17 protein-coding genes and 1 riboswitch are annotated in these 17,507 nt (G+C 61.9%); of the genes, 11 read left to right on the top strand and 6 right to left on the bottom strand.

The genetic code is table 11. The annotated features are described in order from the left end of the window. Nucleotides 1-139 precede the first annotated feature (139 nt). The 10 genes from VE26_RS01600 (at nt 140) to VE26_RS01555 (ending at nt 9,738) form a co-directional block, all read left to right on the top strand. Entirely contained in the window at nt 140-529 is a 390-nt protein-coding gene (locus VE26_RS01600) for an AtpZ/AtpI family protein (RefSeq protein WP_052715594.1), read from the top strand. 8 nt (nt 530-537) lie between these two features. Further along, nucleotides 538-1,308, top strand: a complete 771-nt coding sequence (locus tag VE26_RS01595; RefSeq protein WP_046103482.1) for a F0F1 ATP synthase subunit A — start codon at nt 538-540, stop codon at nt 1,306-1,308. Between the two features lie 66 nt (nt 1,309-1,374). Continuing rightward, nucleotides 1,375-1,602 (top strand): F0F1 ATP synthase subunit C, encoded by a 228-nt coding sequence (locus VE26_RS01590; RefSeq protein ID WP_046103481.1) that lies wholly within the window; start codon nt 1,375-1,377, stop codon nt 1,600-1,602. Nucleotides 1,603-1,702: 100 nt separating this feature from the next. After that, complete coding sequence (locus tag VE26_RS01585) at nt 1,703-2,347, top strand: F0F1 ATP synthase subunit B family protein (RefSeq protein ID WP_052715593.1); 645 nt, start codon at nt 1,703-1,705, stop codon at nt 2,345-2,347. A gap of 5 nt (nt 2,348-2,352) precedes the next feature. Then, a complete protein-coding gene (locus tag VE26_RS01580) occupies nt 2,353-2,841 on the top strand; it encodes a F0F1 ATP synthase subunit B family protein (RefSeq protein ID WP_046103480.1) in 489 nt (162 codons plus the stop codon). Between the two features lie 355 nt (nt 2,842-3,196). Then, nucleotides 3,197-3,285, top strand: a riboswitch (glycine riboswitch). Between the two features lie 147 nt (nt 3,286-3,432). Further along, nucleotides 3,433-4,593, top strand: a complete 1,161-nt coding sequence (gene gcvT, locus VE26_RS01575) for a glycine cleavage system aminomethyltransferase GcvT (RefSeq protein WP_046103479.1) — start codon at nt 3,433-3,435, stop codon at nt 4,591-4,593. An 11-nt stretch (nt 4,594-4,604) separates the two neighbouring features. Continuing rightward, the gene (gcvH, locus tag VE26_RS01570) at nt 4,605-4,970 is read left to right on the top strand and encodes a glycine cleavage system protein GcvH (RefSeq protein ID WP_046103478.1); all 366 of its coding nucleotides are present in this window, start codon (nt 4,605-4,607) and stop codon (nt 4,968-4,970) included. A gap of 2 nt (nt 4,971-4,972) precedes the next feature. Next, a complete protein-coding gene (gene gcvPA, locus VE26_RS01565) occupies nt 4,973-6,316 on the top strand; it encodes an aminomethyl-transferring glycine dehydrogenase subunit GcvPA (protein WP_046103477.1) in 1,344 nt (447 codons plus the stop codon). Continuing rightward, complete coding sequence (gene gcvPB, locus VE26_RS01560; protein ID WP_046103476.1) at nt 6,313-7,857, top strand: aminomethyl-transferring glycine dehydrogenase subunit GcvPB; 1,545 nt, start codon at nt 6,313-6,315, stop codon at nt 7,855-7,857. Before gcvPA ends, gcvPB begins: the two co-directional genes overlap by 4 nt. Nucleotides 7,858-7,947: 90 nt before the next feature. Next, a complete protein-coding gene (locus tag VE26_RS01555; protein WP_046103475.1) occupies nt 7,948-9,738 on the top strand; it encodes a hypothetical protein in 1,791 nt (596 codons plus the stop codon). A 5-nt stretch (nt 9,739-9,743) separates the two neighbouring features. Here VE26_RS01555 and VE26_RS01550 read toward each other — a convergent pair whose 3' ends face one another. The 3 genes from VE26_RS01550 to VE26_RS01540 form a co-directional block, all read right to left on the bottom strand. Beyond that, the gene (locus VE26_RS01550) at nt 9,744-10,334 is read right to left on the bottom strand and encodes a hypothetical protein (RefSeq protein WP_152658671.1); all 591 of its coding nucleotides are present in this window, start codon (nt 10,332-10,334) and stop codon (nt 9,744-9,746) included. 16 nt (nt 10,335-10,350) lie between these two features. Further along, nucleotides 10,351-10,839, bottom strand: a complete 489-nt coding sequence (locus VE26_RS01545; RefSeq protein ID WP_046103473.1) for a peroxiredoxin family protein — start codon at nt 10,837-10,839, stop codon at nt 10,351-10,353. A 98-nt stretch (nt 10,840-10,937) separates the two neighbouring features. Beyond that, a complete protein-coding gene (locus VE26_RS01540; RefSeq protein ID WP_046103472.1) occupies nt 10,938-11,669 on the bottom strand; it encodes a protein-disulfide reductase DsbD domain-containing protein in 732 nt (243 codons plus the stop codon). Nucleotides 11,670-11,902: 233 nt separating this feature from the next. Between VE26_RS01540 and VE26_RS01535 the strand changes: the two genes are divergently transcribed. After that, a complete protein-coding gene (locus tag VE26_RS01535) occupies nt 11,903-12,478 on the top strand; it encodes a YqgE/AlgH family protein (RefSeq protein ID WP_046103471.1) in 576 nt (191 codons plus the stop codon). A 49-nt stretch (nt 12,479-12,527) separates the two neighbouring features. Here VE26_RS01535 and VE26_RS01530 read toward each other — a convergent pair whose 3' ends face one another. The 3 genes from VE26_RS01530 to VE26_RS01520 all read right to left on the bottom strand — a co-directional run bounded on the left by VE26_RS01530 (nt 12,528) and on the right by VE26_RS01520 (nt 17,479). Beyond that, nucleotides 12,528-15,407, bottom strand: a complete 2,880-nt coding sequence (locus VE26_RS01530; RefSeq protein WP_046103470.1) for an EAL domain-containing protein — start codon at nt 15,405-15,407, stop codon at nt 12,528-12,530. 180 nt (nt 15,408-15,587) lie between these two features. Next, complete coding sequence (locus VE26_RS01525) at nt 15,588-16,211, bottom strand: GNAT family N-acetyltransferase (protein WP_046103469.1); 624 nt, start codon at nt 16,209-16,211, stop codon at nt 15,588-15,590. A 5-nt stretch (nt 16,212-16,216) separates the two neighbouring features. Then, nucleotides 16,217-17,479: a M16 family metallopeptidase gene (locus VE26_RS01520; protein ID WP_046103468.1), complete on the bottom strand. Its 1,263-nt coding sequence runs from the start codon at nt 17,477-17,479 to the stop codon at nt 16,217-16,219. Nucleotides 17,480-17,507 lie beyond the last annotated feature (28 nt).

Genomic DNA, 17,507 nt, shown 5'->3' with positions numbered 1-17,507 from the left:
CGTCACAAATTGCTCTGTGGAAACAATAATTTAGAGCAAACAAGGTCGCCTTGACACCAAATAGGGCCACCACTATGTTGCGCGCGACTTAAAGGGCACCCGTCACAGGCGGGAAGAAAGCCGGTCGAGGGAGCTGCGGATGACCATACCGCCGGATGACCACGGCCCGGACAAGGCCCAGGGGGTAACGCGGGATCTCGCATCGCGCATTGCCTCTGCCAAGCGGGAGCGCGACCGGCAGGCCAACAGAGCCTCCGAGGAAGCTTCCACGGACATGAACGGGCTGGCGCGCGGTATGCGCATGGGCACCGAATTCATGGCCGCGGTGCTGGTGGGAGCCGTTGTGGGCTATCTCATCGACCTTGGCCTGGGGACCAGCCCCTGGGGCTTGCTCATCATGGTTCTGATGGGCTTTGCCGCTGGTACGATGAACGTCATCCGCGTGGTGGCGGAAATGAACGCCGCATCGTCTGTGGCTCCGGGTGCCGGGGCCATGGGGGAGACGCGGAACAATAATGATGACGCTTAGAGGGCTCCATGGCCGGTACTGACCCGATCCACCAGTTTGTCATCTACGATCTGTTTCCGATTCATATCGGTGACGAGGCTGCGGGCACGGCCCTCAATCTCTCCTTTACCAATTCGGCCCTGTTCATGGTGGTCACCGTCGCGGTGCTGACCGGGTTCATGGTGCTGTCGGCGTCCAAGGCATCGCTGGTGCCCAGCCGGTTCCAGCTGGCGGGAGAGCTGCTTTATACATTCGTGGCCAATATGCTGCGAAGTTCGGCCGGCAAGGAAGGCATGAAGTTCTTCCCCTTCGTGTTCTCGCTGTTCGGCTTCGTGCTGATCGCCAATCTTCTGGGCATGTTCCCCTATTTCTTCACCGTGACCAGCCATATCATCGTCACCGCCGCCCTGGCGTTGCTGGTGATCTCGGTGGTGATCCTCTACGGGTTCTTCCGTCACGGCTTCAAGTTCCTCAAGCTTTTCGTTCCTGCCGGCGTTCCCGCCTATGTGCTGCCCATCGTGGTGCCGATCGAGATCATCTCGTTCCTGTCGCGCCCGATCAGCCTGTCGGTTCGTCTGTTCGGCAACATTCTGGCCGGTCACATCACCCTCAAGGTGTTTTCCGGTTTCGTGGTCAGCCTCGGCGCCCTGGGTGCATTGGGCTGGCTGGGTGCCTTGCTGCCGCTCATCATGACGGTTGCCATTTCGGCGCTCGAACTGCTCGTCGCGGTGGTGCAGGCCTATGTGTTTGCAGTGCTGACTTCGATGTATCTCAACGACGCGGTCCACCCCTCTCACTAAGACGTTGAGTCCCCTCAAACGGCGGCTTTTCGCCGGTAAAACTTTGACCCTCGAAAGGACAAACAAATGGACGTTGAAGCCGCAAAGATGATCGGCGCTGGTATCGCAACCCTGGGCATGGCCGGTGCCGCCCTCGGCGTGTCGAACATTTTCGCTAACTTCCTGTCGGGTGCCCTGCGCAACCCGTCCGCTGCTCCCAGCCAGACCGGTAACCTGATTTTCGGTATGGCCATGACCGAAGCTCTGGGCATCTTCTCGTTCCTGGTTGCCCTGATCCTGCTGTTCGTCGCCTAATCGGCCCGAACGCAAGCATTTCGCAGCCGGGTAATCATCCGGCTGCGCTTCTATCTGGCCTTCAGGGCCAGGTGACCGGATTCAACGGGACCTCGACCAGATGGTAACGCAAGCATACGCTCAAGAAGCGGTAACGCCGACCGAGGGCAACCTCGAGAATGCGATCGACACCGAACACGGTGAATCTCTGGATCTGACCACGGATCCGACAACGGATACGCATGCCAGCACGGCGGCGTATGGCGACGATCATCATTCGGACGTCTTCCCACCTTTTGATCCGGCAACGTTCCCCAGCCAGCTTCTCTGGCTCGCCATTACCTTTGCCGCGCTCTATGTGCTGATGAGCAAGCTGGCCCTGCCCAAGGTTGGCCAGACTCTCGAAAAGCGCCAGGCCGCCATCGACGCGGACCTTGCCGCTGCCGATGCCGATCGCCAGAAGACCGATGCTGCCATTGCTGCCTATGAAAAGGCACTGGCCGAAGCCCGGTCTAGGGCCCAGGGCATTGCTGCCGAAACCCGTGACGCCATCCAGGCCGATCTGGCGGGCAAGCGCAATGCTGCCGAGGCCGACCTGACCGCCAAGGTCACTGCCGCCGAAGCCCGCATCGCCCAGACCAAGGCAGAGGCTCTCACCCATGTCGACGAAATCGCTGCTGAAACGGCCCAGGCCGTCGTCGGCCAGCTGATCGGTGACGTTTCCGCCGATAGCGTCCGCGCTGGCGTTGCCAAGGTTAAGGGGTAAGCACCATGCCAGAATGGTTCGATAACAGCTTTACCGCCCTTGTCGGTCTCATCATCTTCATCGGCGTGCTGATCGGTGTCGGTGTTCCGCGCATCATTGGCGGCATGCTCGACAAGCAGATCAAGAAGATCGAAACCGAACTCAGCGAAGCCAAGCGCCTGCGCGAGGAAGCCGCTGCCCTGCTGGTGGAATATGAACGCAAGCGCGTTGCCGCCGAGAAGGAAGCCGAAGGCATCGTGACCGCTGCCAAGGAAGAAGCCACCCGCCTCACCGCCGAGGCCCAGGCCTCGCTGGCCGATCTCGTCGCCCGCCGCACCAGGTCGGTCGAGGACAAGATTGCCCAGGCCGAAGCCCAGGCTATCGCCGAAGTGCGTGCCCGCTCTGCCGACATCGCCATCGAAGCGGCCAAGGTCGTTCTTGCCGACGAGATGAACAACAAGGGTGGCCGGATCATCGACGCCGCCATCGCTGATGTGAGCAACAAGCTGAACTGATCGGTTCGGCACTCGAGATTGAAAGGCGGGCAGCAATGCCCGCCTTTTTTGTTTAGGACGTGCGGTCTGGCCGCTGCAGCCTTATCCGCTCAGCCTGCCGCTGCAGCAGCGCAATCTTGAACTCGGACTCATCTTCGTTGATCGGGTCGTTCCCGCAAGGGGGGGAAACCCCTGTCTGCGGAGATCCCGGCCTTCACGGGGCTGACTCGATGGAAGAGTTCAAGTCTCCCGCGAAACCTTCTCCCGACTTCAGCGCGAGGTTAGGTGAGGGTTTCGGTGGTCGCATATCCCTGCTCCCTCGATCGGGGACAAATCCAAACCGCAATTGACGCCCTTCGGATTCTCCACCATGGTGCGCAGGACTGCGGGAGAGACTGGTCCAGCGCCAGCGCCGAAGGAGCAACCGCCCCGGAAACTCTCAGGCAAACGGACCGCAGTCAGGTCAAACACTCTGGAAAGCAGGCTTAACGGCCTCTCCGAAGGAGCAACCGGCGCTCAGCCGGGAAATCTCTCAGGGCAAGGACAGAGGGGGCACGCATTCCCGCCATTCGGCGGAGCCTTGTCGTGTCGCCGTCCAGCCAGAGAGAGTTCATGGCCCAAGCCAGTTCCGCAGACCTCAAACAGACCCCGCTTTACGACCGCCATGTTACCGCCGGTGGCCGCATCGTGCCGTTCGGGGGCTATGCCCTGCCCGTGCAATATCCCACCGGCATCATGGCCGAGCACAAATGGACCCGCGAGCAGGCGGGCCTTTTCGATGTCAGCCATATGGGTCCGAGCTTTCTCGTGCTCACCAATCCCAGCGGCGATGCCGAAGCCGACCATGCTGCAATCGCTGCCATCATCGAACCCCTGATCTGCGGTGACATTGCCGGCCTCAAGCCCGGCCAGATGCGCTACACGCTCCTGCTCAACCAAAGCGGTGGCGCGATTGACGACCTCATGGTCGGGCGCTCGCCCACGACGCCCGGATCGCTGCTCATCGTGGTCAATGCCGGCACCAAGGACAACGACTTTGCCCTGATTGCCGCCGCGGCTGGCGACAAGGCGCAATTGCACCGCGCGGACGATGGCGGGCTTCTGGCCCTGCAGGGCCCCGAAGCCGTCAATGTCATGGCCAGTCTCGTGCCCGAAGCGGCGGAGCTGGGCTTCATGCACTACGGCACCTATGAGTGGAACGGGGTGCGCGTCACCATTTCCCGGTCCGGCTATACGGGAGAAGACGGTTTTGAGCTCCTCGTGCCTGGCCATATGGCCGTGGCCCTCTGGGACGAACTCCTGGCCGATCCTCGCGTTCAGCCCATCGGGCTGGGCGCCCGCGACAGCCTGCGTCTCGAGGCCGGCCTGCCGCTTTATGGCCATGACCTCGACGAGACCGTTTCCCCCATCGAGGCCAATCTTGGCTTTGCGGTCTCCAAGCGCCGCCGCGACGCCGCCGATTTTCCGGGTGCCAGCCGCATTCTCGCCGAGCGCGATGGCCAGCTCAGCCGCAAGCGCGTCGCCCTGATCGTCGAGGGTGCCCCCGCCCGCGAAGGCGCCGAAATACTCGACGCCGAAGGCAAGATTATCGGCGTCGTCACCAGTGGAGGCTTTGCCCCCTCGCTGGGCAAGGCAATTGCCCTGGGCTTCGTGCCCCCTGCCCTCGCCACCCCCGGCACGGCGCTTCAGGTTTCGGTGCGCGGTCGCGCCCAGCCCGCCGCAGCCGTCGACGCTCCCTTCGTTCCCCACCGCTATTTTCGCAAGCCAGCCTGAGGCCCGCTCCCATGACCACCAAGTTTACCCCCGATCACGAATATATCCGCGTCGATGGCGAGACCGGCATTGTCGGCATCACCGATTACGCACAGGAGCAATTGGGCGACATCGTCTTCGTCGAGCTGCCGGCCATCGGCAAGGTGCTCAACAAGGGTGACGAGGCGGCCGTGGTCGAATCCGTCAAGGCCGCCTCCGAAATCTACGCTCCGGTGTCCGGTGAGGTTGTCGAGGTTAACAGTCTGCTAACATCAGAGCCCGGAATGCTAAACACGGACGCCGAAAATGGCGGCTGGATTTTCAAGGTCAGGATCGCCGACGCAAGCGAGATCGAAACCCTGCTCGACGATGCAGGCTACGCGGATCTGACGAAGTAATCATGCGCTATCTCCCCCATTCCGACCACGAGCGCGCCGACATGCTCGGCGTCATCGGCGCTGCCGATATCGATGCCCTGTTCAGCGCTGTCCCAAAGGCTGCGCTCAACAATTTTGTGCTGGATTTACCAGCACATAGCCCCGAATTCCTGGTCGAAGCCCATATGCGCGCGCTGGCCGGAAAGAACCATGCGGCCGGCGACGGCCCGTTCTTCGTGGGCGCCGGAGCCTACCGGCACCACGTCCCGGCCAGTGTGGATCATTTAATCCAGCGTTCCGAATGGCTTACCGCCTATACGCCCTACCAGCCGGAGATATCGCAGGGCACCCTGCAGATGCTGTTCGAATTCCAGACCCAGGTCGCCAAGATCACCGGCATGGACGTCGCCAATGCCTCGCTCTATGACGGATCGACCGGCACCGCCGAAGCCGTGCTTATGGCTAGGCGCTTGACTCGCAAGAACAAAATCGTCCTCTCGGGCGGTCTGCACCCCCATTATCGCGACGTCGTGAAGGCCTATCTCAAGAACGATCCGGACCTTGTCTGCCTGTCTCCCTCCCCCAATGGGCAAGGCGATATTCTCGAACAGATCGACGGCAACACGGCCGCCATTGTCGTGCAAACCCCTGATTTTTATGGCCATTTGCGTGACCTCAAAGCTGCCGCCGATGCTGCTCACGCCCGGGGCGCGCTGCTGATTGTGGTCATCACCGAAGTGGTGTCGCTCGGCCTGCTCGAAGCGCCCGGCGCGCTCGGGGCCGATATCGTCGTCGCCGAGGGGCAATCGATTGGAAATGCTCTTAATTTCGGCGGTCCCTATCTCGGTCTGATGGCGACCAAGAAAGAATTCATCCGCCAGATGCCCGGCCGGCTCTGCGGTGAAACCGTGGATGCCGACGGCAATCGCGGCTTCGTCCTGACCCTCTCCACTCGCGAGCAGCATATCCGCCGCGAGAAGGCGACGAGCAATATCTGTACGAATTCAGGGCTTTGCGCCCTGGCTTTCTCCATCCACATGGCGCTGTTGGGCGAAGCCGGCTTCACCCGCCTCGCCCGCCTCAACCATGCCAATGCCATTGCGCTGGCCGACGCGCTGGACGGCGTGCCGGGCGTCGACGTGCTCAACGACACGTTTTTCAACGAAATGACCATTCGCGTCACCCAGCCGGCGGCACCCCTGGTCGAACGGCTCGCGCGGCGGGGCATTCTGGCCGGCGTGCCGGTCAGCCGCCTTTTGCCAGGCGATGCGAGCGTGGACGACCTCATCATCCTTGCGGCCACCGAACTTACCACCAAGGCTGATATCGCGGCCCTGGTCGCCGCTCTGACGGAGGAACTGGCATGAGCATGAACACTCAGGGCCGCCCCACCGGCATCGGCACCCTCGGTACCTCCGCATCGGGCTCGGCGCTCCTGCCCGAAGAGCCCTTGCTGTTCGAAATGGGCGATACCGAGCATTCCGGCGTTGACCTGCCCGATGTCGAATTGACTCGCGACCGGCTCGGCGGCTTCGGCCGAAAGACCAAGCTCGATCTTGCCGGCGTCACCGAGCCGGAGGCCATGCGCCATTATGTGCGCCTGTCCCGCCTCAACCACTCGATCGACAGCGGCATGTATCCGCTGGGATCGTGCACGATGAAGCACAATCCGCGTCTCAACGAGAAGATGGCCCGCCTGCCCGGCTTTTCCGATATCCATCCCCTTCAGCCGGTTTCCACGGTTCAGGGCGCGCTGGAACTGATGAACGAACTCAGCCACTGGCTGATGACCCTCACCAATACGGCCGCCGTGGCCCTCTCCCCCAAGGCAGGTGCCCATGGCGAGCTGCTCGGCATGATGGCGATCAAGGCGGCCCAGGAGGCCAAGGGTGAGGCGCACCGCACCATCGTGCTTGTCCCCGAAAGTGCGCACGGCACAAATCCCGCCACGGCAGCCTTCCTTGGCTACAGCGTCAAGCCGGTGCCCGCGCGCGATGATGGCACCGTGGATGTGGAGGCGGTCAAGGCTGCGCTTTCTCCCGAGGTCGCCGCGATCATGCTGACCAATCCCAATACCTGCGGCCTTTTCGAACCCCAGGTTATCGAGATCGCCCGGGCTGTGCACGATGCGGGTGCGTTCTTCTATTGCGACGGCGCCAATTTCAACGCCATCATGGGCGTCGTGCGGCCCGGTGATCTCGGCATCGACGCAATGCACATTAACCTGCACAAAACCTTCTCGACGCCCCATGGCGGTGGAGGGCCAGGTGCAGGTCCGGTCGTGCTGTCAGAAGCCCTCGCACCGTTCGCGCCAGTGCCCTTCGTCCGCAGAGGCGACGCCAGCCTGGAATTGGTGGAGCATATCGAGGATCAGGCGCTTGGCCGGGTCACGGCCTTCCACGGGCAAATGGGCATGTATGTGCGTGCCTTGACCTACATGCTCAGCCATGGCGGCGACGGGCTGGCGCAGGCGGCGCAGGACGCGGTGCTCAATGCCAATTACATCAAGGCGCGGCTGCAGCACCTGTTCTCTGTACCTTTCCCAGACTATCCCACCATGCACGAAGCCCTGTTCGACGACAGCTTCCTCAAGGGCACGGGCGTCACCACGCTCGATTTTGCCAAGGCGATGATCGATGAGGGCTTCCACCCCATGACCATGTATTTTCCCCTTGTCGTGCATGGCGCAATGCTCATCGAGCCGACTGAAAGCGAAAGCAAGCAGACCCTCGATCGGTTCTGCGACGTCATGGCCGAACTGGCGACAGACGCCAAGGCCGGCAAGTCCAATCGGTTCACGTCCGCCCCGGTGAAGGCACCCCGCCGTCGCCTCGATGAAACGCGCGCTGCCCGCCAGCCGATCTTGCGATGGGAACGGCCTGCCGAACTGCCGCGCGCAGCCGAATAGATCGCATTTTAATCAAATTCGACCGACCGCTTCAAAGGTCGGTCGAGTCCTGACAAGCCATTGTGTCCGCATAGAAAACGTGCGGATACAATGGTTTCGGTCAACTCCTCCTCTCAAGCCTATTTCCAGCGGATGCGCGGCAATGCCAGCGCCCTGTTCGCGACGCTTGGGCAACCTGCCGCAAATCCGTTCAAGGACGCCCTCGACAAGCAGAACCAGGGCCCAGCTGCCCTTGCCACCCAAGCGCGTCACCTCGCTGTCACCGGAGCGCTGAAGAAACTGGGCACCGCACTGGACGGCGCCGCGTTCAACGCGACTCGCTCGTCGGTATCGGCACCGGAAGCCATCATGGAGACGCTGCCACGCTGGGTGGAAAAGGACGTCTTCACGACGCGACGAAACCTGATCGAGACACCGGTCTATGGCACCCGCCCGGTGTTCGAGACCCAAGACATTTATTCCAGTGCGCCTGTCTTCGAGACCCGACCCAAATTCGAGCGTCAGGACGTCTACGAGACGCGCGACATTATCGAAACGCGCGACGTCTACGAGACCCGCGACGTCGTCGAGACACGCGATATCTTTGAAGCCCGCGATCTCTACGAAACGCGCGATATCGTCGAGACGCGCGATGTCTATGAAACTCGGGACATCACCGAGACGCGTGATGTCTATGAGACGCGGAATATCATCGAGACGCGCGAGATTTTCGAAACCCGCCCGGTCTATGAGCAGCAGGCCATCCAGGAAGCAGTGATCGATGGCAATCGTGCCATCGGCACTTTCGCGTCCCATAGTGCTGCAGGCATCGACAATGGTGCCGATTTTTCCATCTCAATCGGTGGCAGTTCAGCGGCGGTGATCCGCTTCACCAATGGCCAGGTCGCCCTGACTCGAGATGGCTCGACCCGCAATTTCAGCTATAGCAACGGTTCGGGCAATTTTGCCGCCGCTCTGGTTCAGGCGCTCAATGCGGTTCCCGATCTGAAGGCCGAGCTCAGCGACGGTCGCCTCAAGCTGACCGGGCGCGAAAATGCTTCGATCGCCATTGCCGAGGTGGCAAACGGCTTCTTCGATTTTTCAGGCAGCCCATTGTCCTCGCTGGGCCTGCGCGCGGGAACCGTGGAGCCACAAGTCACCGGCTATCGGCAAGTGCAAGTGGGCACCGAGCAGGTGCTTGTCGGTACTGAAGATGTCGTTGTCGGAACCGAGGAGGTGCTGGTGGGCACCGAGGACGTCGTGATCGGCACCGAAGACGTCCTCGTCGGAACCGAGGATGTCGTTGTGGGCACCGAAGAGGTTCTTGTTGGAACAGAGCAGGTGCTGGTTGGTACCGAAGACGTCGTGATCGGCACCGAGGAGGTGCTGACGGGCACCGAGGACGTGATCGTCGGCACCGAAGAGATGCTGGTGGGCCAGCGCGATGTCCAAGTCGGCACCGAGAGCATCCAGACGGGCTGGGAACAGGTCAAGACCGGGACGCGCCAAGTTCAGATCGGAGAAGAGCGCTACATCGAGCGCGTTGAGACCAGCGAGCAGGAAGAACGTGTCAAGACTGGCACTGAAATGGTTGTTCAGGGCTCGACCAGTCAGCTTGTCGGCTTCCGCGAGCCCGCTCCGCTGCAGGAGGCAGACCGGCAATTGTCTCTCGACAGCCAGCGTCGCATTCGTGACGGCGTGCTGCTGCTGCAACAGGCTATCGGCCCGAGTGAAACCGGCGCCAAAGGCAGCATCAATCCCTATGCAGAAATTCGCAACGCCATCGATCTCGAGCGGCTGCAGCGCGCGTATGGCCAGTCCGACATCGGCGCCAGCCCGGTTCAGGTGGCCGCGCTGCTCAAGCAGCTGAGCGGCTCCCAGAGCGTATCCCGAACCGCCTAGAGACCTCAGCTCCTGGTATCGAAGCCAACCCAGATGGTGATCGCCTCACCGCCGAGATAAGGGATGGTGACATTGTCGACCACCTTGACGAACTCTGCCATCTGCGCGGGCGGGGTTATGGCCACAGGCAGGGTGTATTTTTCCGTAAAGACCGCCTGCCCGTCTCGTTCGACCGCAAAACGGATCGGAGCATTGACCGAATTCTGCTTGCCGGCGGGGCCAAGAAGCACGCGCCCGGACACACCCATATTGACGGTAATCTGACCGTTGGAGACCACGCAATTGCGGGTCGCCTCGTCGATGACGCCTTGATATTGCAGGGCCTGCGGATCGCCTGCGCGACCGCCGCCGTAATAGTACATCGCCTCGCCGCCCAGTCGCACCTTGATCGGCGGACATTCGGTAGCAATAACGGGAAGCGCGCTGGTCTGGGCCTGCGCCACCGATTGCGGTGTTGCGACGGCGTTCTGCAAATTGGCGTTGCTGTTTGCAGAGCCGCCGCCCATGAGACCGCCCATCGAGCACCCGGCCAAAAGCGACGACAGGCCGAGCGCAGCACTTATTCGGAGCAGGCTGGATGAGGTGGTGTTGATCATGGCGGGCTCCTGAAAATTAGGCGGCTTCGAGAGCCATGAGAATGGCTGGGGCGCCGCTGCTATTGACGCCGGGGCCGTCCTCGACGAACACGGCCGTGACCACACCATTGTCGATGATCATTGCCGCGCGGGCAAAGCGCGTCCCCATACCGAACTGGGAAAGATCCTTGGCGAGGCCCATCGCCTCGGCCAGCGAGCCGTTACCATCGGCCAGGAAGGCGACATCCTGGAGCGCGCCGGATGCTTCGGCCCAGGATTTCATGACGTGATGATCATTGACCGATGCGCACACGATCCGCTCGACCCCGGCAGCGCGCAGCTTGGCGGCATTGGCGACAAAACCCGGCAGGTGGTTGACGTGGCAAGTGGGCGTAAACGCACCGGGCACAGTGAACATCACCGACTTGCCCTGGCCGAACAGGGTCTGCGTCGTCGTGTCCTCGGTGCCCGTGTCGGTGACGAGCTTTATCCCCATTTCGGGGACCGGATTGCCGCTTTCGATCATTGGTGGAATTTGCCCCATGCTCGGCGGCAAGGCCGCCCTACTCCAAACTCAGGCCCTGCGATATGCGGCTTTGTTCATGCACACAAGAGAGCGGAGGCTTATTCGCCCTCGCTCGCCCCGTCCGCATTATCACCGGCTTCTATGGTCCGGCTGACCACATATGCTCCCATGTCGGTCATGAACGTCACTTCGACATCCATGCCATCAAGGGCACTATTGTCGCTTTTGCCCAAGATGGGAAGCACGACTAGATCGCCATGCGGGCTTTTTTGCGGCGCGCCGAAGAGCGGATCACCGGCCGGCGTGGCGGCTATGACGCTGGAGGCGTCGATGTCCTCGTGCAGATCCCTGATCGCAATGGCGTCTTCCTCGGGCAGAAGTTCCACGTCGCCCAAGGCCCGTTCCGGCCCGGTCCAGGCAATTGGCACTTCGGCCAGCGCCTGCCGTATCCGCAGGCCGTTCGACCGATCAGGCTCGTTATCGGCCAAAGGCAGGTTGAGACGCAATTGCGCAGGCATGCAGATTTCAGAGCAGATGCCGAGCGTGGCCGTTACATCGATCATGCCGACAGGGTCGGTAAGGTCGAGCTCGATGGGCAGGATCGTGTGACCATAATAGACATAGTCGAGGACCTGCCCCTTTTGCTCGCGCAGCGGATAGGGCCATAGCACCGTGTGACCGGCAATTCCGCTTGATGCCGAAAAGTCCAGATCCACAGGCAGACCCGACTCGCCCGGCACGCGCCAATAGGTTTTCGTGGTGTCCGGCATCCGGATTTCGAGCGCCACCAGCGCCTTGCCCTGAGGCGACACCTGACCGGCGCTGATCATTCGTATAGAAACGTCCGGGGCCACGTTCTGCCAAGGCGTCTCGGCCGCTTGGATCGGCAGGCCGGAGCAGAAAATCAGGACAAGAGGGAAAGCCAACGAGCGCATGGGTTGGCATTAACGCAGGCAATTGTGAAGGAATAGTCGCCACACGTTCAGGCCTTCGTGATGGACTGCGCGCTTTCACCACCGGGCCAGAGCTTGGCACCTCGCCCGCCGCCGCCTACATTAAGAGCATGAACAGTCTAGAAGGCCAATTTCTGGTCGCCATGCCCGACATGGACGATGAGCGCTTCGCTGAAAGCGTCATTCTTGTCGTAGGGCATGGAGAAGAGGGTGCGATGGGCCTGGTGGTCAACCAAGAAATGGCCAATCTTCGCTTTGCCGACATTCTCGATGAACTCGACCTGGGCGATCCCGACGCGGTGATCCGCCTGCCCGCCTCCATCAGGGAGCGCGTGGTGATGCGGGGCGGCCCGGTGGAGAAAGGCCGGGGCTTCGTGCTGCATAGCGGGGATTACCACAGTGGCAATACCTATAAAGTGGCAGAGGATCTGGGCCTCACCGCCACACTCGACGTCCTCAAGGCGATGGCCTTCGGTCCGGCGCCGCGGGCGTCAATGTTTGCGCTGGGCTGCTGCGGCTGGAGTGCCGGGCAGCTGGAGGATGAGATCGGGGCCAATGGTTGGCTGACCGTCCCATTCAGCCGTGAATTGCTCTTCGATACGCCGGTCGAAAAACGCTACGAAAAGGCACTGGCGAGCCTGAATATCACGCGCGCCACGCTCAGTTCCGAGGCTGGCCACGGTTAACGCGATGCATGGCAACATGATCAGCGCATGAGTGAAAGCCCGGAGGGCGCTACTTGCCCATCTGCGCGGCCAGTTTCTTGCCCAGCTCGCTCCCAGTCATTGCAGCACCAAAAGCGAAGCCCTGCGCGTAGCGGCAATTAAGCTGGCGGAGGCGTTCGATCTCGTCTGGGCTTTCCACCCCCTCAGCAATGACCATGAGGTCGAGATCACCGGCAAGCGCGACGATGGCCCGGATGATCGGTGCCTGGGTATGGGCGATGCCGCTATCGGCCCCCATGCGGACGAAGGGCGCCGCAATCTTGATCGTGTCAAACGGGAAGCGGTGCAGATAGCTGAGTGAGGAATGACCGGTCCCGAAATCATCCAGGGCCAGACCGAGTCCCATATTGCGCAGAGCTTCGAGCATATAGGCCGAGTGCTCGGGATTGGTCATCACCTGGCTTTCGGTGATCTCGAGCTTGAGATGCGCGGCAAGATCGCGGTCCTGGGCCACCAGGTTGCGCATGTCGTTGAGCAGCGTCTCGGTGGCCAATTGGGTCGGCGAGAGATTGACGGAAATGAAGAATCCTTCCGGCAGGCCGATCGTCGCCAGCCAGTCCTTGGCCTGCGCGGCAGATTGCTCAAAGGCCAGCCGACCCAGTTTCTCGATCTGCCCCGAGCGCTCGGCGAGCGGCACGAACTCGTCCGGAACGACCGGGCCCCGGGTGGGATGGTTCCAGCGCATCAGCGCTTCGGCGCCAGCAATCTGGCCCGATTGCGTATCGACGATGGGCTGGAACTGGACATGCAGCTCGCCTTGCTTCATGCCGCGTTCCAGATCTTCCTCGCTGGCGCGGTTATAGGAGGCGATCGAACGGGCCGAGGCGCGATAGGCTTCGATCCTGTCGCCGCCCAGACGTTTGGCGTAATACATGGCCAGTTCGGCATCGCGCAGCACATCGCCGGCGGTTGACGGGTTGCTGTCATAGATGGTCACGCCGATCGAAGCGGTCAGCACCAGATCCCGATCACCGAAATTGAACGGAGACTTCAATGCCTTGCGGATCTGCTCTGCGGTTTCGGCAATCTTGCTGGCGGCCTGTTCGGAGGCGAGGATGACCGCAAACTGATCGCCCGTGATCCTGGCCACGGTGTCGAGCGGGCGCATGATGCGGGCGATGCGCCGAGAAATTGCCAGCAGCACCGAATCTGCGGCGGAGTGGCCGATGCGCTCCTCGAGCTCCATGAAACGGTCGATATCGATGAGGAAAACCGCCGGCTTGGTGCCGCCCGGCGTGCGGGCCCGGACGAGGGCTCGTTCCAGCCGGTCGAGCAGTAATTGTCTATTCGGCAGGCCGGTGAGGCTGTCATGGACAGCGTCGTGCAACAGCCTCTCGCGCGCCGCGCGGTCCTCGGTCACGTCCTGCAATGTGCCCACGATGCGGTTGACCTGGCCGTCGCCGCCGAGCACCGGCTTCACACGCATCCGGAAGGTGCGATAATTGCCATCGTGACCGGCGACGCGCATATCGGCGGAGACCTTACCGCGCCGCAGTTCCACCAAGGTATCGAAGGCCGTCCGAAACCGGTCACGATCATCTGGATGCACCCGGTCGAGCCATCGCTTGATAGCGCCGCGCAGCGCACCGCGCTTTTCGCCCAGCCGGGTCGCCATCTCGTCGCTGACGGTGACGCGATCGCGCTCAATGTTCCAGTCGAAAACGAAATCGCCGGATCCGGTGAGCGCCAGGGCGCGGCGCTCGACCTCGCTCAGGGTGCCGACCGACACCTGCCCCTCGGAGAAGGCGTGCTGCACGGCAGTAAAGCCGAGCAACATCACGATAAGCACCAAGCCGCCCGCGACTGCCGGCTGGGCTACGTCGTTGCTCACCCGCCCCGACACCACCATCCAGGCATAGAACAGCCAGGCGATGAAGATGATCCAGGTCGGGACCAGCAGCACCGCGCGGTCATAGCCGCGCAAAGCCAGCAGCAGGATCAGGAAGAAGCCGGAAAGGCCCAACAGCGCCAGCACCAGCCGGGAAATCGTCGAGGCGATATCGGGTTGGAAGAAGGCAAAGCCGAAAAGGGCGAGGAACAAGGCCGCCAGACCGAGCGCAAGATGGATGAAGCGCAGATGCCATCGGTGGAGGTTGAGATAGATGAACAAAAAGCCTGCGAGCGTCGTCGCTATGCCCGCCTCGGCCGCAGCGCGCAAAGGTTGCATGCCGCTCGCTGACAGCCCCAAAAGTCGACCCATGAGGCCGAAATCGATCAAGAGATAGGCCAGAACCGCCCAGGCAAAGGCGGCGGTAGCCGGAAAGACGCCTCTTCCCTTCACCACGAACATGATTGTGAGAAACACCGCTGCCAGTGAGGCGACGCCCAAAACCACGCCGCGAAACAGCGTGAAGGCATTGACATAGTCGCGATAGGCGCTGGGCTCCCACAGATAAAGCTCGGGCAGCCGCGAGGACGACAATTCGGCAATCACCGTCATCGTGGCGCCCGGATCGAGCGTCACCTCGAAGACGTCCGCCTCCGGATCGACCAGGCGCACCGGGCGAATGCCGGCGCTGGGCGTCACCGCGTTGATGCGGGAACTGCCCAGATCGGGCTGAAACACACCCGAACCGGGCAGACGATAAAAAGGGGCCACGAGCAGGCGTTCGATCTGCTGGTCGCTGTCATTACGCAGCGCGATCAGCGCAAAGAACGGGTTCGTTCCGGGATCGTTGGCCAGCACCTCGATGCGGCGGATGATGCCGTCGGCATCGGGCGCAGTAGACAATTGGATACGGCCGCTTTGGCCGGGCACCACTTCGATGACCTCGGAAAGGTTGACGGCATTGACGTCTTCGGGGACGGAAATGACCTCGAATGCCCTGGCAGGAAGGACAGCGACTAGCGCGAGCATGAGACAGATCGCGATGACATGGAGATGACGCATCAGAGGCAGCTACATCCTGCGCTAGGCTTCATTATGGCGGCAGTCACGGGCGCTTGCGCAATGCCCGGACAAGCCCTTGTCTTTTTGACCTCCGGCGGAGCGGTAACTTGGTACGAGAGATTGCCGTCTGCGACAAGCACTGCCCAATGTGGCCAAAGCGCAACACACAGGAATGCGCGATCAGGCAACCCAGTACTGCCCGCCATGCCCCATCCGCACCGCCTCCCAATGCTCGCGGGTGAGGCCCATCAGGACGTGATCCTCCCAGCGACCGTTGATCTGCAGGTAGTGCTTGGCATAGCCCTCCTCGACAAAACCATTCTTCTCAAGCACCCGGCGGGACGCAGTATTGGTGGGCAGGAAGGCGGCGTGGGCACGATGCAGGTCCAGCGTCTCGAAAATAAAGGGGAGCGTCACCCCCACGGCCTCGCTCATGATGCCCTTGCCCGCATGAGCCTGACCCATCCAATAGCCCAGATTGACGAACTGGGCCGCACGCCGCCGAATGTTGGAAAGGGTAATGCCGCCGACAAGCACCTCGCGCTGCCCTTCGGTCAGAAAGATAAAAAACGAATAGTCCGAGCCTTCCTCGGCCTCCTGCCGCGCCCGGCGCACGCGCATCGAATAGACCCGACGCGCCAGATCCAGTTCGGTCCAGCGCGGTTCGAACGGGCGCAGAAAATCCTGGCTGTTGCGGCGCAGGGTGGACCATTCCTCATAATCGCGCTGCTGGGGAAGGCGCAGCAGGACCCTGGACCCGCGGAGGGCGATCAGGGGCGCTGGTGACGACCAGGGCCAGAGCATTTGCGCTAGCGCTGCAAGGTCTGGCCGATGCTTTCGACATCGGCGAGGCGGTCGATAGGCCCGATGCCGGCCAAAGTCGGCGATCCGGCAGTGAAAATCTGTTCGGCAACGTCGCGCACCCGCTGGGCGGTGATGCGGTTGATGCGCTCGACCGTCTCGGCCATGGGGATGGGCCGTCCCCAGAGGATTTGCTGGCGCGCCAATTGCCCGGCCCGTGCCGAGGGGCTTTCGAGCGACATAAGCAGGCCCGCGCGAATCTGGTTGCGCACCCGCACCACTTCCTCGTCGGTAATGGTCTCGGTGGCCCGGCGCAATTCATCCAACACAACCGGAACAAGCTCGGAAACCTCGTCCTCGCCCGTTGCCGCAGCGACGCCAAAGACACCGCTATCGGCAAACGCCCAATGGAAGGCATAGACCGAGTAGCACAGACCGCGCTTTTCGCGCACTTCCTGGAACAGGCGCGAACTCATCCCCCCGCCTAGGATGGATGCCAGGACCTGCGCGGCGTAAAATCCGTCCGAATTATAGGCACGACCTTCGAAACCAAGCACGATATGGGCCTGCTCGTGATCGGAGATCAACCGCTCCTGGCCGCCCTGATATTCGGCTCGCTGCGGTGCCGGCGCGCCATTTGGCGCCAGATCGGCGAAGCGCTGCCGGGCCACTTCGACCAGCCCCTCATGGTCGACATTGCCAGCCGCTGCAATAACCATGTGGTCGCCCACGTAATTGCGGCGCATGTACTTGCGCACCATGTCGGGATTAAAGGCGCGCACTGAATCCACAGTACCCAGGATTGTCCGGCCGATCGGCTGGGTGGGATAGGCGGCCTGCTGGAAGAGGTCGAAGACATGGTCGTCAGGATTGTCCCGCGCCGCGCCGATCTCCTGGACAATGACCTGCTGCTCGCGCGCCAGCTCATCTTCTTCGAATGTCGAATTCTGCAGGATGTCGGCTAGGATGTCTGCGGCCAGCACGACGTCGTCCTTGAGCACCCGGGCAAAGTAACCAGTATGCTCGATGGAGGTGGCAGCGTTCAGATCGCCCCCGACATTCTCGATGGCTTCGGCAATCTGCAGCGACGACCGGCTGTCGGTGCCCTTGAACGCCATATGTTCGAGCAGATGGGAGATACCGTGTTCAGCCTTGCGCTCCGAGCGGGCACCAGCCTTGACCCAGACGCCCAGTGACGCGCTTTCGAGGTGCGGCATGTCATCGGTGAGCACCACCATGCCATTGTCCAGGGTCGTCGATCTTACGCTCACACTCTTCCTCCCGAACCTGCGCCCCCAG

This window comes from Devosia chinhatensis (genome assembly GCF_000969445.1).
Lineage (GTDB): Bacteria > Pseudomonadota > Alphaproteobacteria > Rhizobiales > Devosiaceae > Devosia > Devosia chinhatensis.
Note: the sequence above shows the minus strand (reverse complement) of the source record. Positions and strands in the feature narration are given on the sequence as shown.